We start from the raw sequence: 18054 nt of genomic DNA on the forward strand, positions 1-18054 counted from the left end.
CGGAGTATGGAATCCGAAATACCTGAATATGAACTAGATAAGATATTTAAATCAAAATCCGAAAAAAAGTCAGAGCACAGATTTTCGTTTTTAAAAACTACGCAAAAAATTAAGTAAATTCAATCTGCAAAATGATAAATGGTGCTTTTTGATCAATATTCTATCATGAAATGAAAAGAATCCACCTGTTTGAATTTGAGGACATGCCTTGGTTTCCGGATTGGATCAGGGTATTGATGACGCGGTATATCATGACCTTTCATAAAATCCTTGGGACAGCAGGTCTATTGGAAAAACTGGTGGAAAAAGGTTTGCAAAAATCGGAAGCTCTTTTGATTTTGGATCTCTGTTCAGGAAGTGGTGGTCCGATGCTGGATGTGGCAGAAAACCTCAGGACTTCTGGAAGATTTCCTGATCTCAAGTTGATGCTGAGTGACTTGTATCCCAACCATGAAGCTGCAAAATCCATCAATCAAAAAAATGATGCGTCGGTAGCTTATCTTACTGACCCACTAGACGCTACACAGGTTCGCAAGGGTTTGGTTGGCCTGAGGACTATGGTCAGCAGCATGCATCACATGAAACCGGAGCTGGCCAGAAAAATATTGAAAAATGCCAAAGAGGCCAATCAGCCTATCCTGATTTTTGAAATTTCTGACAACTCCGTTCCCATTTTTCTTTGGTGGCTGGCAATGCCTTTTGCTTTTATCATGACCTTTATTTTTACTCCTTTGGTGCGTCCCATGTCCTGGCAACAATTGGTTTTTACTTACCTGATTCCGATACTTCCCCTATTCATCGCTTGGGACGGGGCTGTTTCCAATGCCCGAACCTACACTTTAGAAGATATGGAAGATTTGATTCAAGGATTATCGGACAAAAGCTACAGCTGGGAAATGGGCGAATTGAAAGGAAAAGGAGGCAACAAATTGTATCTTTTGGGAAGTCCTCTGCATTGAACCCCACCGCCCAAGGATTCAAAGTCTTTTGATTTTTCGTTCCTGAGGCTTAGTCCACAATCCTTCTTGGGATATCCAATGGCAATCTTGTAAGCAATTCATAATTCACCTGTTGGCTTGACTCTCCAAATGAAGCGACGGTGATTTCATGGTCGCCCTGAACACCGATGATGACGACCTCATCCCCTTTTTGAACTTGTTCCAAGTCTGTGATGTCCACAGCAATACTGTTCATGGTCACTGTTCCGGTAACAGGCACAATCTTACCCGAAATCAGGACTTTGCCCTGATTACTCAGCCATCTGCTGTATCCATGTCCGTACCCGATCGGGACCAACGCGATCTCCATATTTCGAGGAGCCATATAGCTGGAACCATATCCGATGAATTCCCCCATCTTGACAGACTTTGTATTCATGATGCTGCTTTTCCAGCTGATGAGTCTCCTGAGCGGGTTTTTATTGTTTTCTGCCAATGATTGAAACCTGTACATATAAGTTTCTTGTGTTGGCCAAAAACCATAAGAAGCTATTCCAATCCTGACAAGGTCCATTTTTGTTTCAGGATACAACAAAGTAGCCGCTGAACAGGCGGTATGGTATTTTTCAAAAAAGATATTTTGTGCATCAAACCACTGTTTGAATTTTTTGTACTGTTTGATCTGTTTTCGGACCCTGACATAGTTACTGATACTTTCCGCCCCGGCATAATGTGTGCACAATCCTTTGAGTGAAAGTTGTTCGGCATTTTCTTTCAGAATCTCCAACAATGCTTCTTTTTCTTCCCATTCAAATCCCGTCCTGTGAAATCCCGTTTCTACCTCAACATGGATTTTGGCTTTGATTTGTATCTTTTTGGCGACATTTATTGCCTCCTTCAATCTGTCAAATTCAAAGACATAAAAGCTGATTCCTTTCCTGATAATTTCTTCCAAATCCTCATTTTCCAACATCCCCATGACCATCACCTCACTGTTTGATTTGCTTGCTTCATGTACCCGCAAGGCTTCATCTGCGCTAAAAGTGCTGAAGTGCTTGATTTCGTTTTCTTCTGCCAAAGCTACAATATTTTCAATACCGTGACCGTAGGCATTTCCTTTGACGACTACGGATATTTCGGTTTTTGGACCTATATCTGATTTCAAAAAATCCATGTTTTTCCCGTAAGCCTGTCTGCTGATTTCTATGTAAGAAGTATGTCGCATGGGGGCAAATTATAAAATTTGAAGGGATTGATGCCTAAAAATTCCAAATTGCTATCTTCTTTGAAAAAATTTTACTGGAAAAACATTGCCGAAATTGCTTTGTGAAGAAGTCACAAAATGGCTTATTTCAGTTTTTCAATAATTTCAGCAGCTTCTTCCCTTCCTGAATTTTGGAGGTATTTTAATGCTTCGGCATTATTTCCTGATTTTAGATAGGCGAGCCCAAGATACCAAGATGCCTCTTTTAGGAAAATTCCGCTTTCGGTTTCAAGAGTTTTTTGAAGGAATGGTAGGGCAAGTTTATCATCACCTACAGCGAGGAGCGCAGAGCCAAGGAAGTAATTGAGGGTATCGTTATGTGGTTTTTGTGCCAATAGTTTTTCCCACCTTGTGATGGCTGCCTGATAATCCCCGGTTTTGTAATCCACCATACCGCGGTCAAATTCATAATTAGAATTGGTACCCATCGCTGTCACCATACCGGGATCTGGTTGGTAATAGGCCGTGAATAATTTTTCATTCTCAGTAGTATTGCCCAAAAAGACCCAAAGCGTAATCGCCAATAGAAAAAGCAGGGAAGCAGCTACAGCAAGTGGCTTCCAGGTAAATGGTTTTTTGGAATTGATCGGGACTACCGGAGTGGAAGATTTCAATTCGGCATGGAACACTTCCATGCTGTCCTTCAGAGAAGCCAATTCTACCTCCTGTAACAGGACCTTGATGTCTTCGTATCTGGTCTTGAGGTTTTGGTCAATCTTCAGTTCTGATTCAAAGGAAAGCTTTTCTTCTTCGGTCATCAGACCCAGGATGTAGCTTTCAATTCTTTCAAATTCCTGTTGCGAGTATAAATTGTTAGAGTCCAATTTTCTAATTATTTAGGGTATTCATTTTTTCTTTGAGGCGCTGAATGCACCTGTATTTGTTATTTCGGGCAGTTGCCTCCGTCCACTGGAAAGCCTTGGCGATGGTCTCCATGGTTTGCTTTTGGAAGTAAAACCTTTTCAGGATTTCCCGGCAGTTTTCTCCCAATTTTTTGAATTCGGCTTCCATGTGGTTTTGCAAGGATTCCGAATTTCCTTCCTCCTCTTCAGACCTGTCATGTTTGGTATCGAGGTTGGTGGTTTTTTGATATTTGGATGACCTTAGGTAATCCAACCATTTGTTTTTTGCGATTTGATACAAATATCCTGTGACTGCAGTACCGTTTTCGGGTATGAATTTATCTGACCTGACATTGTTCCAAACTGTTATGAAAGCTTCCTGAAATATATCCTTGGCCTGATCTTCATCACCGTTATTGGCTGCCACATATTTTTCAATTTTTGGGTATTGGGATTGGTAAAGCCATTTGAGCACTTTTGGCTCATTTGACTTGATTCCAAGGATCAATTCATCTTGGGTAAAAGGATTAAAAGTAGGTTCCTGCATGATTCAAAACATTACAGAAATATACTATTTAACGGCTTTTTTACAAACTGAATTTCTTAATAGTCTTATATACTTACATCGAAACAAACCTTAAATGTCATCAATTATTCAAAAAAAAATCGGCCAAGAGAACTTGGCCGATTAAGGGTTGGTCGTCCCAGTGATAAAAAAATTAATTTCATCTTAAAACTGATCAATGTCCAAGTAAACATTGAGGTCCTTGGTAATCAGGTCCACCAAAAGTGCCTGATGGGCCTGTGCAAATGGGTTATAAACAGAGTTGTTGGTATAATCAGCGTTTCCATTGAATATCAATGCCACAGCCATGCCGTTGTTTTCTGTCATATAAGAAGACCGGGTACCTGGAAGTGCGCCATAAAATAGATACCTGGTATTCCATTTTAGGATTCCGTTGCCGAAGTTGGGATTCAATGGTGCCGGTCCTGAACCTTCAATGAATTTTTGAAAAGTGGAGGCATCCAAAATATCCGGACGACTTGGATTCCCATCAATGGCCAAGACAAATTTCAATAGGTCAGAGGCGTTGATTACCAATCCTCCATCTCCATCCCTTCTTTCTATGTTGAGGTTATATTCATATCCTTTTGTTCCTCCCTGCCCGTAATATTTGGTCTCATCGGGATGAAGGTTTGTCATGGCCGATTTTCCATATACTGCTGATTTGATCCCTAACGGGGTGAGAAAATCATCCAACATAAATTGGTAAAATGACTTCCCCGAAACCTTTTCGACGATTCTAGCGGCGATGAAGTAGTTGGTATTGATGTACCAATATTGGGAACCAGGATTGTATTTTAAAACCGCATTGTCCATCATCCAATTGAAAAAAGCGGTATTGTTCATCGCAGGATTCGAATCGATGGCATCCCGGTCATTGGGTAAAACCCAGCCTCCTGTTGTCATTTGAAGGAGGTTTTTGACAGTCACGCTTTTTACCCGGTCATTATAGGCTTTTTTTCCATAGGTGGTACCCAAAATTCCGTCAGCTCCAAATACTTTGTCCTCAAGGCTTAGTTTTCCAGCCTGCACCAGCCGCATGATAGCCACTCCGGTAAAAGTCTTGGACACACTCGCCACCCGCATGCGGTGGTTGGTAGTCATGTCCACATTGCCTTCCACATCGGCTTTTCCATACCCTTTTTTGTAGACTAGTTTTCCGTTTTTAGAAATGGCAAGAGATGCCCCGGGGATTTTGTAGGAGGCTAGAAAAGCTTCTATCTTCCCATCAATCACGGGAATGTCTACTTGGGTTACAGGCTTGGCTGGAGTGGGGTCAGCGTCTTCTTTTGGACTGCATGACCAAAAGTAAATCGATAAAATGCCAAAAAAGACGATGGAGCGAAACAAGGTTTTGGTTAAGGATTGAGATTTCATGGTGAAAAGGTTTTGGTGAGCAATGGATTTTTAATGACATCGGGATTACTCCAAAATGTCATCAATAAATCCCGAATTTATTTTCCTTTTGCAAACCGATACCTTCTCCATCCGATTAGCAGGATGGCTAATACTGCCATCACCATCAGATAAACCCACCATTTGACCGACTTGTCAAAAACCATGGGACTCGGATCTCCCATCAAAATCAACCCTGCCCAAAAATCAGGAGACAATTCTCTTCCTTTGGAAATAGAGAGGTAATTTAGCTTGGCTTTTTGGAGTGCTTCAGCTTTGTCCAATCCTTCTGATAGGTTTTTGTAAAATTCCTCCACGATGATGCTGCTTGCCTTTTCGTCTATCTGCCAAAGCCCAATCAGCAAACTTTCGCTCCCTGCGTAATTGAATGCATGTGCAAGAGAAAGCATGCCTTCTCCAGGATCTAGGGTATTTTTTCCGGTTTCGCAGGCTGTGAGTACTGCCAACTTGGCTTTGAGGTCGATGTTATATATATCAAATGCATATAAGGAGTTATCCTCTAGCGAAATTTCTCCGGCTGTTTCTTTTGAGAATATGAGTCGGGAATATGCCGGACTGAGGTTGTTGGATTCTGCGTGTGTTCCGATGTGGATGATCCTGTTCAATCCGGCCGACTCCCGGAATTTGGATACTGTGGATTCATCCTCTACAAATAGAGAACCACCAAATATTCCCTTGATCCTTTTGACAAGTTCCTGGGTAAAAGGTTGTGGAATCAATGTCAGATAAGCTTTGTCGAGATAAAGGGAATCTGAAACATTGGAAACATACTCAGATTTCATCCTGTCAAAAAACCCAGGTGCAAAAGCAACAAAGTTTGAGTTATAAGTCTGGGTTTGCGCGGGCTTTTCAAGCAATAAAGAACTGTAATGGTAACTGATGGTGTATTTTGAAATGAGGCTTTTTTCTGCCAAATCAGCATAAGATTGAATTTTTTGAGGTGTCAATATTTCAAAACTTAAATTGAATAATTGACCATCAGGTATGATGATGACCTTATCGTGCGAAAGTTGATTTTCAATCGGTCTCCAAAGATAACGGTATAGTTCCTCCAGTTTGGTGATGGTAGCTACCTGGTCGTTCCAATGTTGCTGCAGAGATTGGATGTGATTTTGGATTGGGTTGTAATCAAGGGGAATCAGTATTTTTTTATGCTGATCTATGATGATGGCAGACAGGCTTTGACCGACAAAAATATACCTGACCACGGAGGTGTTTTCCGGTATGTTTTTTTGGATGTTGTCCAAAGAGCTTGAAATATTGGCGTATCTAAACTGGAAATATGTGGGAAAATCAGTCTTGAGGTAATCCAGAAAACTTTGCCATTCTTGACTGGCCATCAAGAAAGGCTGGATATCAGAGGATTCCTGATTGAGGGATTGGATGAGGTTGGCTTTGATAGCTGCTTCTTTCTCCTGAACTGATTGGGGCAGATCCGCAAATTTCACGTTGTCCACTTTCTGCAACCGTGCCCTTACCTTGTTGTAAATCGAGGATTCATGTCGGCTGAGAAAATCATTCAGGTATTTTTCATCTCCGGTGAGATTGTGGAGTTCGAGGTCAATCTTTTTGGAGAAATCGAACAGCTCACGATTTTCTGAAAGGAGTATATTCAGGTCTTCATCAGAGGTGAGCGCTGTTTTTCTTTTTTCGAGGATGAGGATGGCTTCGTCTATACTTTCCTTTAATACTATTAAAAACTCCACATCTTTTGTTGGCTGGAGTTCATAGGAAGATTTTGCCCTGATGAGCATTGCTCTCGGTTTATTGACCTCGGTATTTACCGAATCCAGCCAAGTCATTTCAGCATCATACTGCCCGTCCATGATCTGAAGAGCCTCTCCACTCAGGCGAAGGGACTGGGTATATTCTTTCAGGATATAATGGATATCTGCCAGGTTTAGCATTTGGTGGAAGGCTAGCAGGCTGTTTATCCCCTGGTTTTGGATGACATAATCCAAACCTTTTTTGCCTGTGTTTTTTGCTTGAGCGGATAATCCTGATTCTGCATAAAAAGTGGATGCGCTTGTCAAAAAATCCAGGTAGATGTTATCAAATTGACCTTCCAAAAATTGTTGGTAAATCGAATCCGCCAATTGATAATAATGAAGGGCAGACTGGCTTTCGGCTTGCTCCTCCTTGATTTTTGCCAAAGTATGAAAAGCATCAGCTTGCCAAAACAGGTAGTCACTGCCAAGTTTTTCGATCAGCGCAAGTCCATCGAGCAGGAAATTTTCAGCAAGTTCATTTTCATGGATGGCATGATACATCTGTCCGAGCAAGATCTGGGACTTGAATACCTCAGGACTCTCCGGCCCAAAATTTAATTTTTTTTGTTCGTAAGCATATTCCAGCAAATCCTTTGCCCTGGAATAATTGCCAACTCCTTTATGCATGCCCGCGAGGTTGTCAATGGCCTGGTATTGAAATTCTTTGCCTTTTGCGATTTCCTGTACATCATCCATGGCTTTGATATAAGAACTAAGATGTTTGATGGTTTGTTCCATAGACTTGATTCCGGCGGAGGTTTTCCCGAAAACAGATTGCACTGCCGCAAGGTTATTAAGCACCATAGCCGGTCTGTAATACTTGTTTCTCGGAATATCGGACATGGACTCAAATTGTTTCAAGGCCTCCAAATAATAATACTCCGCGGAATCCATCCTGGAACCATACCAATGCATATTTCCGAGACCGTTATAACTCAGGTAAAGGGATTCTGGATCTAATTCGGATTCTTTTCTGTATAGGGCAATGGCCTGGTGCAAATGTTCCTGGGCTTTGGGGCGGTCTCCCAGGTAAAGGGAAAGCGTCCCCATGTTGTTTTGGATTTTGCCAAGCTCTTTGATTGAATACTCCGGATCTTTTTGTCCCCATTCAAATGCTGATTGGTTGGCTTGGTAAGCAAGATTCAATTCCCCGATATATTCATAGAAGCCTGCGGCTTCTCTGTATAGCTGTGTGTTGAGTTTAAGGGCCTGTTTTTTTAAAATGAAATCAGTGATAAACTCCTTTACTTTTGCAATAGCCCTACTTTTGCCCGATTTTTCATTTTCAATCCTCCCAACATAAAAAAGATATAAAGGAAGGGAATCAAGTAATCCCTCTGATTTAATGGCTATTAACTGTGCATTCAAAGCAGAATCGGCGGGGATCAATTTGTCTTCTTCCAATGCGGTGTCTATCCATTCCAATCCTTTTTTGCCGACCTGTGCATGTCCATGTGGTATGCTTGGGAGAAAGCAGACAAAAAAAAGCAGGGTCATTATTTGCTTCATCTCAGAAAATTAAATGGCCTAAATTTTGGCCAAACCTTGAAGGATACCGGAGAAAATTCGGGTTCCTAAAGATTTGGCCAAGTTTGTATCAGTGTAATTTATGGAAAATATTGTGATTTTGTCAGACCCTAATCTTCAATCTCAATCACAATATTTGCCCTGCCACCGTATTCCGCATAGGCTGCCTCATACCGTGGAATGGATGAGCCACAGGAAGAATTCATAGGCCCAGAGCCCCATGACCTTCCGATAGTAAAATAATAGTTTCCGCCAACAATCTGATTTTCGCCAGCTCCGGGGAAGCCGTAGGTGACGGGAGGCGTTTGACCTGGACGCCAGGAGCTGGTTCTGTTTTCCCAGCTTGATGCTTTTTTGAAACCATAAAATGTGACGGTGTATTTTTTGGCTTTTGGGTGTACAGGAACAACTGCCATCATGTTTGTTCCGACGTTACAACTCTTATCTGTGCTGATGTCCCAAGATCTTGTCTCCAATGCAATATCCATAATTATCTTATTGGGATCGTTATCGATTTTGATGGTCCCTTTTACCGTTTCTCTCAATGACCACTGGGTATCATCTTTTGCTTTGAAATAGACCCTGGCTGTAATCGATTCTTTGGCATCTCTCACATCATCGTCAAGCACTTCATAATTCAAAGCATTACCCATGGTAGTGGCACTTCTTAGTCTTCCGTTAAATTTCCCATAAGCACCGGCAGTTTCCCATTCCACTTTGTAATCTAGGGCCACATTTGGAACGATGTCATTTACCCCATCTGTCCGCTCCAGATATAATCTGACGTTTTGCCCACCTTGAAGTGTGATATTGTCCGGCTTCATGACGAGCTTAAGCTTCTTGACATTGATATTGGCTTCGGCATCACCGATCCTTGTCAGCGTTGTTCCTTTTTTGGTAAATACCTCTACTTTGATAAGGTCGGGATTGTTGTCATCAGAAAGGTCTGCCGCTTTAGTGTCACTTCTGTAAGTCATGGTTGGAGTACTTGTTTCTACCTCAGTACTTTTTTTGCTTTGGTGCCATAGGTAAATAAATTTACCTGGTGTTGACCATTTATAGACAAAAGATTCTCCATCTGCCAAGGTTGTCTTGGTTTCTACCTTTACTGAATAATATTTGGAAGTAGTGATAGTTTCCTCCCTAGGTGTCATCACCAGGTCGTCAGCCTTTACTTTTGCAGTAAATTCCGCATTGTAATCCGACATGGCTATATGGTTCATCAATCTGTTGTAGTCCACGACCTTGATGATGATGTCGGCGTATTTCATCGCATTGAGGAGGCTTTTTGCTTTTTTTCCAATGTCTTCAGCTGATTCTGTCACCCATTCCGCCTTGTTTGCTCTGATCATTTCAAGACCTCCAAGCGCCACAGCTTTTACCATATCATCAAAAGCAGCATTGGCGAATTCATTTGTGCCTAACAGCATTGCTTCCTGAAGCGCCTTTCCATAATTCCCGTCTTCAAGTAATTTTTCGATAATCGGGGTAGACTTTACAAAATTGTCTATGGCAGTGATCAAGGTTGTAAAATTGGATTGAGGGATCGAAAGGACATCCTTCATACCTATCACATCGAAAATTAAAGGAAGGAAAAAATCCATTGCAAAGGTTTCTAAAACCAGTCTGTTGAGTTTGTCCCTTTCTGCACTGGTCAGACTCAAACCTCCGAGATTGCCCGTTCCGGGTCCAATAATCCTGATTTTATATGTGGCTTCGGATTCAGAATCTTGGATGGGGAGGTTTACAGGGCCGTTTTCTGTCATTGCAAAATCCGCTCCTTTTCCTGCAGCCCAATCTCTGAGGGTTCCCGTAAAAGAGGTGATTGCACCTGTTGAGCTTACTGGCAAATCCTTAATTGATGCTTCTGTTCCTCCTATTCGGTCTTTGATGAGGGTTTCAAGGCCATCTTTATCTTTATATGCTGTTTTATAAGCAAAAGCATGTGCCCTTCTTCTGTATTGATTTCTGATCTGGATATTTTGGTGATCCAATTCATAAACCTGAATACCGCTTTTAAATCCATTGGGATCAACTTGGATTTGTTTTGCACGAATGTCGATGGTATCTGCAGGTTCAAAAGTGCTTACATATTGGTCAAGTGCTGTAGAAAATCCTCCTGACTGTAGAAATTCAGGATTGGTTGCCATTTCTGATGAAAGGGCGTCGGTAAATTCTGCCATCCCATTCATGGATTGAAAGCCATCCAGATACTTCTTTTTGATTTCATTTGGCTGGAGGGAAATTCCCAATCCAAAATATACCAAGACTGAAGCTGTCGTTTCGATGGATATTTCTTTCTTGGTATCAGAAATGAAACCTGACATCAGTGTATTGCCTTCTTCATCTACCAAAAAAGCCAGCTTGGTTGTTCCTGAAGCAAACCGGATTTTGGATTTCCCAGAATTGTCAACGGAAGATTCCGAAAATCCTGACAGGATTTTTGTCTTGGAAAGGTCAATGGATGTACCTTCGGGCAATACAACATTTACATCTGTGTTTGGAAACTCTGTTACTATTGGTCCCGGGCCCGGCATCGGATCAATGGTGTCTTCCTGGCATGAGGATACGGCAAATAAAAGCAGGATTGAAAAGAGGATTGATTTGATATTTTTCATAAAAAGAGAGGTTTGATACTTCCTCATCGTTTTTGAACTTCATTGTCATCACATTTCCCCAAAATATTTTTTAAAAAGTGCTAAGTACAAAATCGGATTCTGGTTTTCAACATTTTTGTATTTCAGTTCATGGGTATTTTTGTTAATATTCCTGTTCAATTGGATATGATGAAAAAATACCTCCTCCCACTTTTGATTTTTTTGGCCTGTGAAGGCAAAGAAGTTAGCCCTCCGGCTCCCGTGGAGCCAATTCCCTCCCCGAGACAACTTACTTGGCATGAGTTGGAATATTATGCTTTTGTGCATTTCAACATGAATACTTTTTCGGATATGGAATGGGGAATGGGAGATGAACTTCCTTCTGAATTCAACCCGACCGCTTTGGATCCAAGGCAATGGGCAAAAGTCGCCAAAGAAGCAGGGATGAAAGGGATCATCATTACAGCAAAGCACCATGATGGTTTTTGTCTTTGGCCTTCCGCCTACACGGAGCACTCGGTAAAAAATTCCCCCTGGAAGGATGGCAAGGGTGATCTCATCCGTGAACTGTCGGAGGCCTGTAAGGAATACGGGCTGAAATTCGGGATTTATTATTCCCCTTGGGACCGCAACCATGCCGATTATGGCAAACCGGAATACATCACCTACATGCGAAATCAGTTGACCGAATTGCTGACCAATTATGGGGATATTTTTGAAGTTTGGTTTGACGGGGCAAATGGCGGTGACGGCTATTATGGTGGGGCCAATGAAGTTCGGACAGTGGATAAGCTGACATATTACGATTGGGAAAACACGTATAACCTTGTCCGTGAATTACAGCCCGGAGCAGTGATGTTCAGCGATGGTGGACCCGACGTACGTTGGGTTGGCAATGAACATGGGTTTGCATACGAGACTACATGGGGAAATCTGATGCGGGATTCTGTTTACGCCGGGATGCCTGACTATCCGGAGAGATTTGCTTCAGGCCAAGAAAATGGGACGCATTGGGTTCCGGCTGAGTCAGATGTCTCAATTAGGCCGGGTTGGTATTACCACGAATATGAAGACCATAAAGTCCGGACTTTGCCACAGTTGTTGGAGATTTATTACAAGAGCATCGGTCAAAACAGTTCTTTGCTCATCAACTTTCCTGTGGATAGACGGGGTTTGATCCACGAAAAAGACGTGGAGCAGATTATGAAACTGGCGGATAAAATCAGGGAAGATTTTGCTGTCGACCTTGCAAAAACCGGCAAAGTATCAGCAACCAATGAGCGGGGAAAAGGATTTGAAGCAATTAACATCACTGATGAGGACAAGGAAAGCTATTGGGCTACGGAAGATGGGGTAATTGAGAGCAGTATTGTTTTGACCTTGTCTGAACCGACTTTGATCAACAGGTTTGTGGCACAGGAATATATTCCTTTGGGACAGCGCATCAAGTCTTTTACTTTGGAAGTGGAAACAGAAAAAGGTTGGGAGCAAATCTATCAGGGAACCACGGTGGGGATCAAGAGGATTTTGAGGTTTGATGACATCCTGGCGAAGCAAGTTCGGTTTACAATCACCGATGCAAAAGCCAGTCCGACAATTTCCAATATCGGCATATTCTATGCGCCAAAACTCGTCACGGAACCGGAGTTGATCAGGTCCAAAACCGGAGAAGTTACACTCCAAGTTCCTGAAAAAGGAGTGGGAATTTACTATACCATGGATGGTTCAGAACCCAATGAAAACAGTAACAAATATGAAAATCCGATAGCCGTTTCTGAACCAACCACCCTTAAAGCTATGGCCTTTGACAGTCAAAGTGGAAAGAAAAGTGAGGTTTTGGTCCGTCACCTTGATATCCCCAAAGCCAAGTGGAAAGTGATCAACCAAGACGAAAAGGCTACAAAAGTGATTGACGAAGATTCACAGACCTTTTGGGCAAGTGAGCAAAACGAAGTAGTCATTGACTTGGGAGAATCCATTACCATCAATGGTTTTACCTATTGGCCTCCACAGAATAGGTTTATGAGTGGGGTCATTTCGAAATATGTTTTTGAGGGAAGTATGGATGGAAAATCTTGGAAGACTTTGATCTCAGGGGAGTTTTCAAATATCAAGAACAATCCCATCGAGCAGGTGGTCAGCTTTGCGTCGTACTCAGTCCGCTTTATCAAACTCAAATCCCTTTCCACAACAGATAACCAGCCTGCTTCTTTTGCCGAAGTCGGTGTGTTAACGAAGTGAAAGAATTATTTTCAACCACAGATTTTCACAGATGAGCACAGATAAAAAATAACCTCATTAATTTTTTCTTTATCCTGTAGAGGATTGTAAGCGGAAAGTGACTGAATCGATGAAGTGTAGATTATGTAAGGCATCTGTGTTCATCTGTGTCCATCTGTGGTAAAAACTTATGCTTCACCACAGATGAGCACAGATAAAAAATAACCTCATTAATTTTTTCTTTATCCTTTAGAGGATTGTAAGCGGAAAGTGACTGAATCGATGAATTGTAGATTATGTAAGGCATCTGTGTTCATCTGTGTCCATCTGTGGTAAAAACTTATGCTTCACCACAGATGAGCACAGATAAAAAATAACCTCATTATTTTTTTCTTTATCCTTTAGAGGATTGTAAGCGGAAAGTGACTGCATCGATGAATTGTAGATTATGTAAGGCATCTGTGTTCATCTGTGTCCATCTGTGGTAAAAACTTATGCTTCACCACAGATTTCACAGATGAACACAGATTAAAAAAATCAACCGTAACATTCATTTTCCTTTCTTGACTTGTATGATATAACTTTTTGGATTGCAGAAGGATAAATTTGGTCAAGCATCTGTGTCCATCTGTGGTTTAATTTTTTTCCTAAACGACATTAGTCGACTAATTTCATAATCAATTTGATTTTGTTTGATATTTTTAATCTCACAAAAATTTTGGTAAAATGGACGATATCAATTTAATCACGAAGGAGATAATCGGAAAATCCTTCAAAGTTTCAAACACCTTGGGAAATGGTTTCTTGGAAAAAGTTTATCAAAATGCCCTATCCTATGAATTGACAAAAAGTGGGTTGAATGTCAAGCAACAATATCCCTTGGAGGTCTTTTATGAGGATAAGGTAGTGGGAGAATATTTTGCAGATTTATTAGTTGAAAATAAAATTATTTTGGAATTAAAAGCTACCAAAGCATTGGAGGACATCCACCTGGCCCAAATACTAAATTATCTCAAAGCCTGTAACATGGATTTCGGTTTATTGATAAATTTTGGTACTCCAAGAGTTGAAATTAAAAGAGTACTTAATAATTTTTAAACTCATATTTTTAAAGTTTATCTATCAAACAGGCTAAGTTTTTCCACCAAATATCATTCACTAAATTATGCTCCCAACTAGCCCACATTTCCTTTATACAAATAGGCTATGAAATTTCCCTAAATCGTTTTACCTTTTTACCTTGATAATAATTCAACCCTAATGACCTTACCATGAAAAGAAGAGACGCCCTCCGGAGCCTTGCCTTGATTACCGGTGGTTTGGTGTTGGTGCCATCCTGTGATTTCTCCAAGGAAGACATCCTCACTGCTTACCAAAACCTCCAAATTACCCCTTCGCTTCAACAGTTGTTGAAAGATATTGCCGGAACTATCATTCCTGTCGGAAACATCAAAAGTGCTGCCGACATAGAAGTGCAGGACTTTATCCTTGTCATGGTCAACGATTGCATTGATGCAGATGGTCAGAAATCCTTTATGCAGGGACTGCAGGGATTTGAAGATTTCAGCAAAAAAAGCGGGGGATCTGCATTTGCAAAATTAGATCAGTCAGGCAAGGAAGCTGTGGTGAAAGCTGCTTTGGCAATAGAATTGCCCGAAAATACCAAACCTGAAGATCCTCAGAAAGCTACCAAAGAGTTTATCGGAATGGCCAAGCGCTTCACCGTACAGGGATTCATGATGTCTGAATATATCCAAACCCAAGTGAAACCCTATTCCCTGATTCCCGGGGATTATCAGGGAGCAGTATTAATCTCAGACCTCAAACCCGAAAGAATCAATGGCTAATCTCAATATAGACGCAGTAAAAGAAAGAACTTTCCAAGCCATTGTCATTGGCTCTGGCTTATCAGGGAGTTGGGCGGCAAAGGAGCTTACCGAACATGGTGTAAAAACTTTGGTCATCGAAAGAGGCCGCGATGTGAAGCATATCAAGGATTATCCGACCACTAGCATGCTTCCCTACGAGTTTGAACACCGTGGACAACTCACCCAAGAAATCCAAAAAGAAAACCCGATCGTCAGCCGCTGTTATGCTTTCAGGGAAGATGCGGCCCACTTTTTTGTCAAAGACAAGGAGCATCCGTATGTGCAGGAAAAACCCTTTGACTGGATCCGTGGATATCAGGTCGGAGGCAAGTCTTTGCTTTGGGCAAGACAGGTACAAAGATGGTCGGACTTTGATTTTGAAGGTCCTGCAAGAGATGGATTCGCTGTGGATTGGCCGATCAGGTACAAGGACATCGCCCCTTGGTACAGCCATGTTGAAAAATTTGCGGGTGTTTCAGGCAACAAAGACGGATTGGCAAGTTTACCTGATGGTGAATTTTTGCCGGGATTTCCGTTGAACGTTGTAGAGGAATATTTTCAAGGCAAGCTCAAGGAGCATTATGGAGATGAGCGCCACATGATTTTGGCACGCTGTGCCCACATCACCGGTAATTTTGATTATTACGCCCAACAAGGAAGGGCCAAATGCCAAAGTCGAAATCTTTGTCAGAGGGGATGTCCTTTTGGCGGTTATTTCTCGGCCAATTCATCCACTATCCCTTGGGCTGAAAAGACCGGAAACATGACTTTGCGGACTGATGCGGTAGTACATTCCATCATTTATGATGAAGAAAAAGGCAAGGCAACTGGTGTCATGGTCATTGATGCCCATACCAAAGAAATGGAGGAATATTTTGCCGATGTCATTTTTGTCAATGCAGCGGCATTGAATACCAACCTGATCCTGTTGAATTCTACATCGACCCGTTTTCCAAACGGACTTGGCAACGACAGTGGTCTGTTGGGTAAATATGTCGCTTTCCATAATTATCGCGCAGGAATCTCCGCCCAATATGAAGGTCACTTGGAATATACAACCCAAGGCGGAAGACCAACTTCAGGGTATTTTCCACGATTCAGAAATTTGAAAAAGCAGGAAACTGATTTCCTCCGAGGATATGCAGCAGGATTCGGGGCCAACAGGGGATCTTATGCTGACCAAAATGCTATCGGCATGGAACTGAAAGAAAACTTGCTCAATCCGGATCAATATGGCCCTTGGAATGTCGGGTCACATATGATGGGGGAAACCATTCCCAAGGAAAGCAATTATGTTGCTTTGGACGCCAATGCAAAAGATCCATTTGGCATGCCTCAGTTGAAAATCAACGTCGATTATGATGACAACGATGAGAAAATGATCAAGGATTATTTGGAGCAGATGACAGAGATGTTTGAAAAAGCAGGCTTCACCAATATCAAAACCCGTGACGACAAGCGTGCCCCAGGATTGGATATCCACGAGATGGGCGGCGTAAGGATGGGAAAAGATCCAAAGACTTCTTTGCTCAATGGCAACCATCAACTCCATGCCGTTCCCAATGTCTATGTGACCGACGGCGCTTCGATGACCTCCACGTCTACACAAAATCCATCATTGACTTACATGGCATTTGCGGCGCGGGCGGCGCATCATGCAATGAAGAACTTTGGTTGACCAGCCTTTATTCAGTAAAACAAAAATCCCGGTCAGGAATACCTGACCGGGATTTTTTTATGGGATTAAATTAGAACTTTAATTTTAAGCCATTACCTCAATTTCTTCCGAAACAACTTCTTTTTCCGAAGCCCTTCCTGCTGCTTTCAAGAAATCATAGTGAGATTTGAGCGCAGAGCCAAAGGTGGCATTTTCATTATATGGTAAGCCAAATTCCTCTGCGGTTTCTTTGACGATTTCTGATATTTCCACATAATGGATATGGCAGATTTTTGGGAAAAGGTGGTGTTCCACCTGCAGGTTCAACCCACCGCAAAGAAAATTGACTACTGAATTTTTTCTCGCAAAATTGGCAGTTGTCCTCATTTGGTGGGCTGCCCAGGTCTCCTCGATGTTTTCATCGCCTTGGGGATTTGGCATTTCGGTGTCTTCCACCAAGTGCGCCAATTGGAATACCAAGCCCAATACAAGTCCTTCAGCAAAATTCATGACCAAGAACCCGATCATAAACTGCCACCAAGTGATGTCCATCACTACCAGAGGAATTATGATAAATAAGGTGTAATAGACTATTTTGTAAAAGAACAGGTTGAAATATTCGATTTTAGGATGCTTGTTGACGTGTGAGCCAATATTCTTCTGAAAGAACTTCACATAGTCCTTTCTGAAAAACCAAGACAAAGAAGCCAAAGAGTACAAAGCAAAGGCATAAATGTGCTGGTATTTGTGGATCGGTTTGAGAGGTTCTTCAGGAGAAACCCTGACCAAACCTGGTGCGACATCCAAGTCCCCGTCATGACCGATGATGTTGGTATAGGTATGGTGGACTTTGTTATGGGTAATGTTCCAGACATACACATTGGCACCGATGATATTGAATATGAAGCCAAGGGATTTATTGACAAAGGCATTTTTGGAATAGGATCCGTGAAGGGCATCATGGCAGACGTTAAATCCGATAAAAGCCATGTTCATACCGAGCGCAATCGCCAAAAACAGCGAAACAACTATGGGGAACACCTCAAACAAGATCAAGAAGTATAACCCAATAAATGAGGTAAGATAAACAATGGTTTTGAGAACCATTGCCGTATTGGCGTATTTGGAAATGTTGTTTGCTTTGAAATATTCATCTACGCGTTTTTTGATTGTAACAAAAAACAGGGAGTTTCCTGAATCAAGAAACTTTAAGGATGTATTCATACTTATTTAGTAATTCAATTGTGATTTTTTTCTTGAGCAATTCAACTGGCTGGGGGTGACGAAAATTAGATTCAACAGCAGAATGCAGAATAAATAAAATTTTAATCTGTTCCAAGTACGCCAAACTTGGCCGTATTTCCGAATATTTAACAGATTGTTTTAGGAAA

Annotated in this window: 12 protein-coding genes; 5 read left to right on the forward strand and 7 right to left on the reverse strand. The window is 41.7% G+C overall.

Annotated features, from left to right (window positions below; all coding sequences use genetic code 11):
• Positions 1 to 170 precede the first annotated feature (170 nt).
• Positions 171 to 959: a hypothetical protein gene (locus NU887_RS05075; protein ID WP_258422276.1), complete on the forward strand. Its 789-nt coding sequence runs from the start codon at positions 171 to 173 to the stop codon at positions 957 to 959.
• A 49-nt stretch (positions 960 to 1008) separates the two neighbouring features.
• Here NU887_RS05075 and alr read toward each other — a convergent pair whose 3' ends face one another.
• The 6 genes from alr to NU887_RS05105 all read right to left on the reverse strand — a co-directional run bounded on the left by alr (position 1009) and on the right by NU887_RS05105 (position 10939).
• Complete coding sequence (alr, locus tag NU887_RS05080) at positions 1009 to 2163, reverse strand: alanine racemase (protein WP_258422277.1); 1155 nt, start codon at positions 2161 to 2163, stop codon at positions 1009 to 1011.
• A 122-nt stretch (positions 2164 to 2285) separates the two neighbouring features.
• Positions 2286 to 3026: a tetratricopeptide repeat protein gene (locus NU887_RS05085; RefSeq protein WP_258422278.1), complete on the reverse strand. Its 741-nt coding sequence runs from the start codon at positions 3024 to 3026 to the stop codon at positions 2286 to 2288.
• Between the two features lie 4 nt (positions 3027 to 3030).
• Entirely contained in the window at positions 3031 to 3591 is a 561-nt protein-coding gene (locus NU887_RS05090) for an RNA polymerase sigma factor (RefSeq protein ID WP_258422279.1), read from the reverse strand.
• Between the two features lie 183 nt (positions 3592 to 3774).
• Positions 3775 to 4986, reverse strand: a complete 1212-nt coding sequence (locus NU887_RS05095; protein ID WP_258422280.1) for a serine hydrolase domain-containing protein — start codon at positions 4984 to 4986, stop codon at positions 3775 to 3777.
• 77 nt (positions 4987 to 5063) lie between these two features.
• Positions 5064 to 8291, reverse strand: a complete 3228-nt coding sequence (locus NU887_RS05100; RefSeq protein WP_258422281.1) for a CHAT domain-containing protein — start codon at positions 8289 to 8291, stop codon at positions 5064 to 5066.
• A gap of 140 nt (positions 8292 to 8431) precedes the next feature.
• A complete protein-coding gene (locus NU887_RS05105; protein ID WP_258422282.1) occupies positions 8432 to 10939 on the reverse strand; it encodes a hypothetical protein in 2508 nt (835 codons plus the stop codon).
• 168 nt (positions 10940 to 11107) lie between these two features.
• Here NU887_RS05105 and NU887_RS05110 point away from each other — a divergent pair, with 168 nt between their 5' ends.
• The 4 genes from NU887_RS05110 (at position 11108) to NU887_RS05125 (ending at position 16684) form a co-directional block, all read left to right on the forward strand.
• On the forward strand, positions 11108 to 13159 hold the full coding sequence (locus tag NU887_RS05110) for an alpha-L-fucosidase (protein ID WP_258422283.1): 2052 nt from the start codon (positions 11108 to 11110) through the stop codon (positions 13157 to 13159).
• Positions 13160 to 13864: 705 nt separating this feature from the next.
• Positions 13865 to 14236: a GxxExxY protein gene (locus NU887_RS05115; RefSeq protein ID WP_258422284.1), complete on the forward strand. Its 372-nt coding sequence runs from the start codon at positions 13865 to 13867 to the stop codon at positions 14234 to 14236.
• A gap of 173 nt (positions 14237 to 14409) precedes the next feature.
• Positions 14410 to 14985, forward strand: coding sequence for a gluconate 2-dehydrogenase subunit 3 family protein (locus NU887_RS05120; protein ID WP_258422285.1), 576 nt, complete (start codon positions 14410 to 14412; stop codon positions 14983 to 14985).
• Complete coding sequence (locus NU887_RS05125; protein WP_258422286.1) at positions 14978 to 16684, forward strand: GMC oxidoreductase; 1707 nt, start codon at positions 14978 to 14980, stop codon at positions 16682 to 16684. Before NU887_RS05120 ends, NU887_RS05125 begins: the two co-directional genes overlap by 8 nt.
• A gap of 84 nt (positions 16685 to 16768) precedes the next feature.
• Here NU887_RS05125 and NU887_RS05130 read toward each other — a convergent pair whose 3' ends face one another.
• Positions 16769 to 17887 carry a fatty acid desaturase family protein gene (locus tag NU887_RS05130; protein ID WP_258422287.1) on the reverse strand — a complete coding sequence of 373 codons (1119 nt, stop codon included), beginning with the start codon at positions 17885 to 17887 and terminating at the stop codon, positions 16769 to 16771.
• Positions 17888 to 18054: the final 167 nt, after the last annotated feature.

The sequence above is a fragment of the Aquiflexum gelatinilyticum genome (assembly GCF_024741135.1).
Taxonomy (GTDB): Bacteria; Bacteroidota; Bacteroidia; order Cytophagales; family Cyclobacteriaceae; genus Cognataquiflexum; species Cognataquiflexum gelatinilyticum.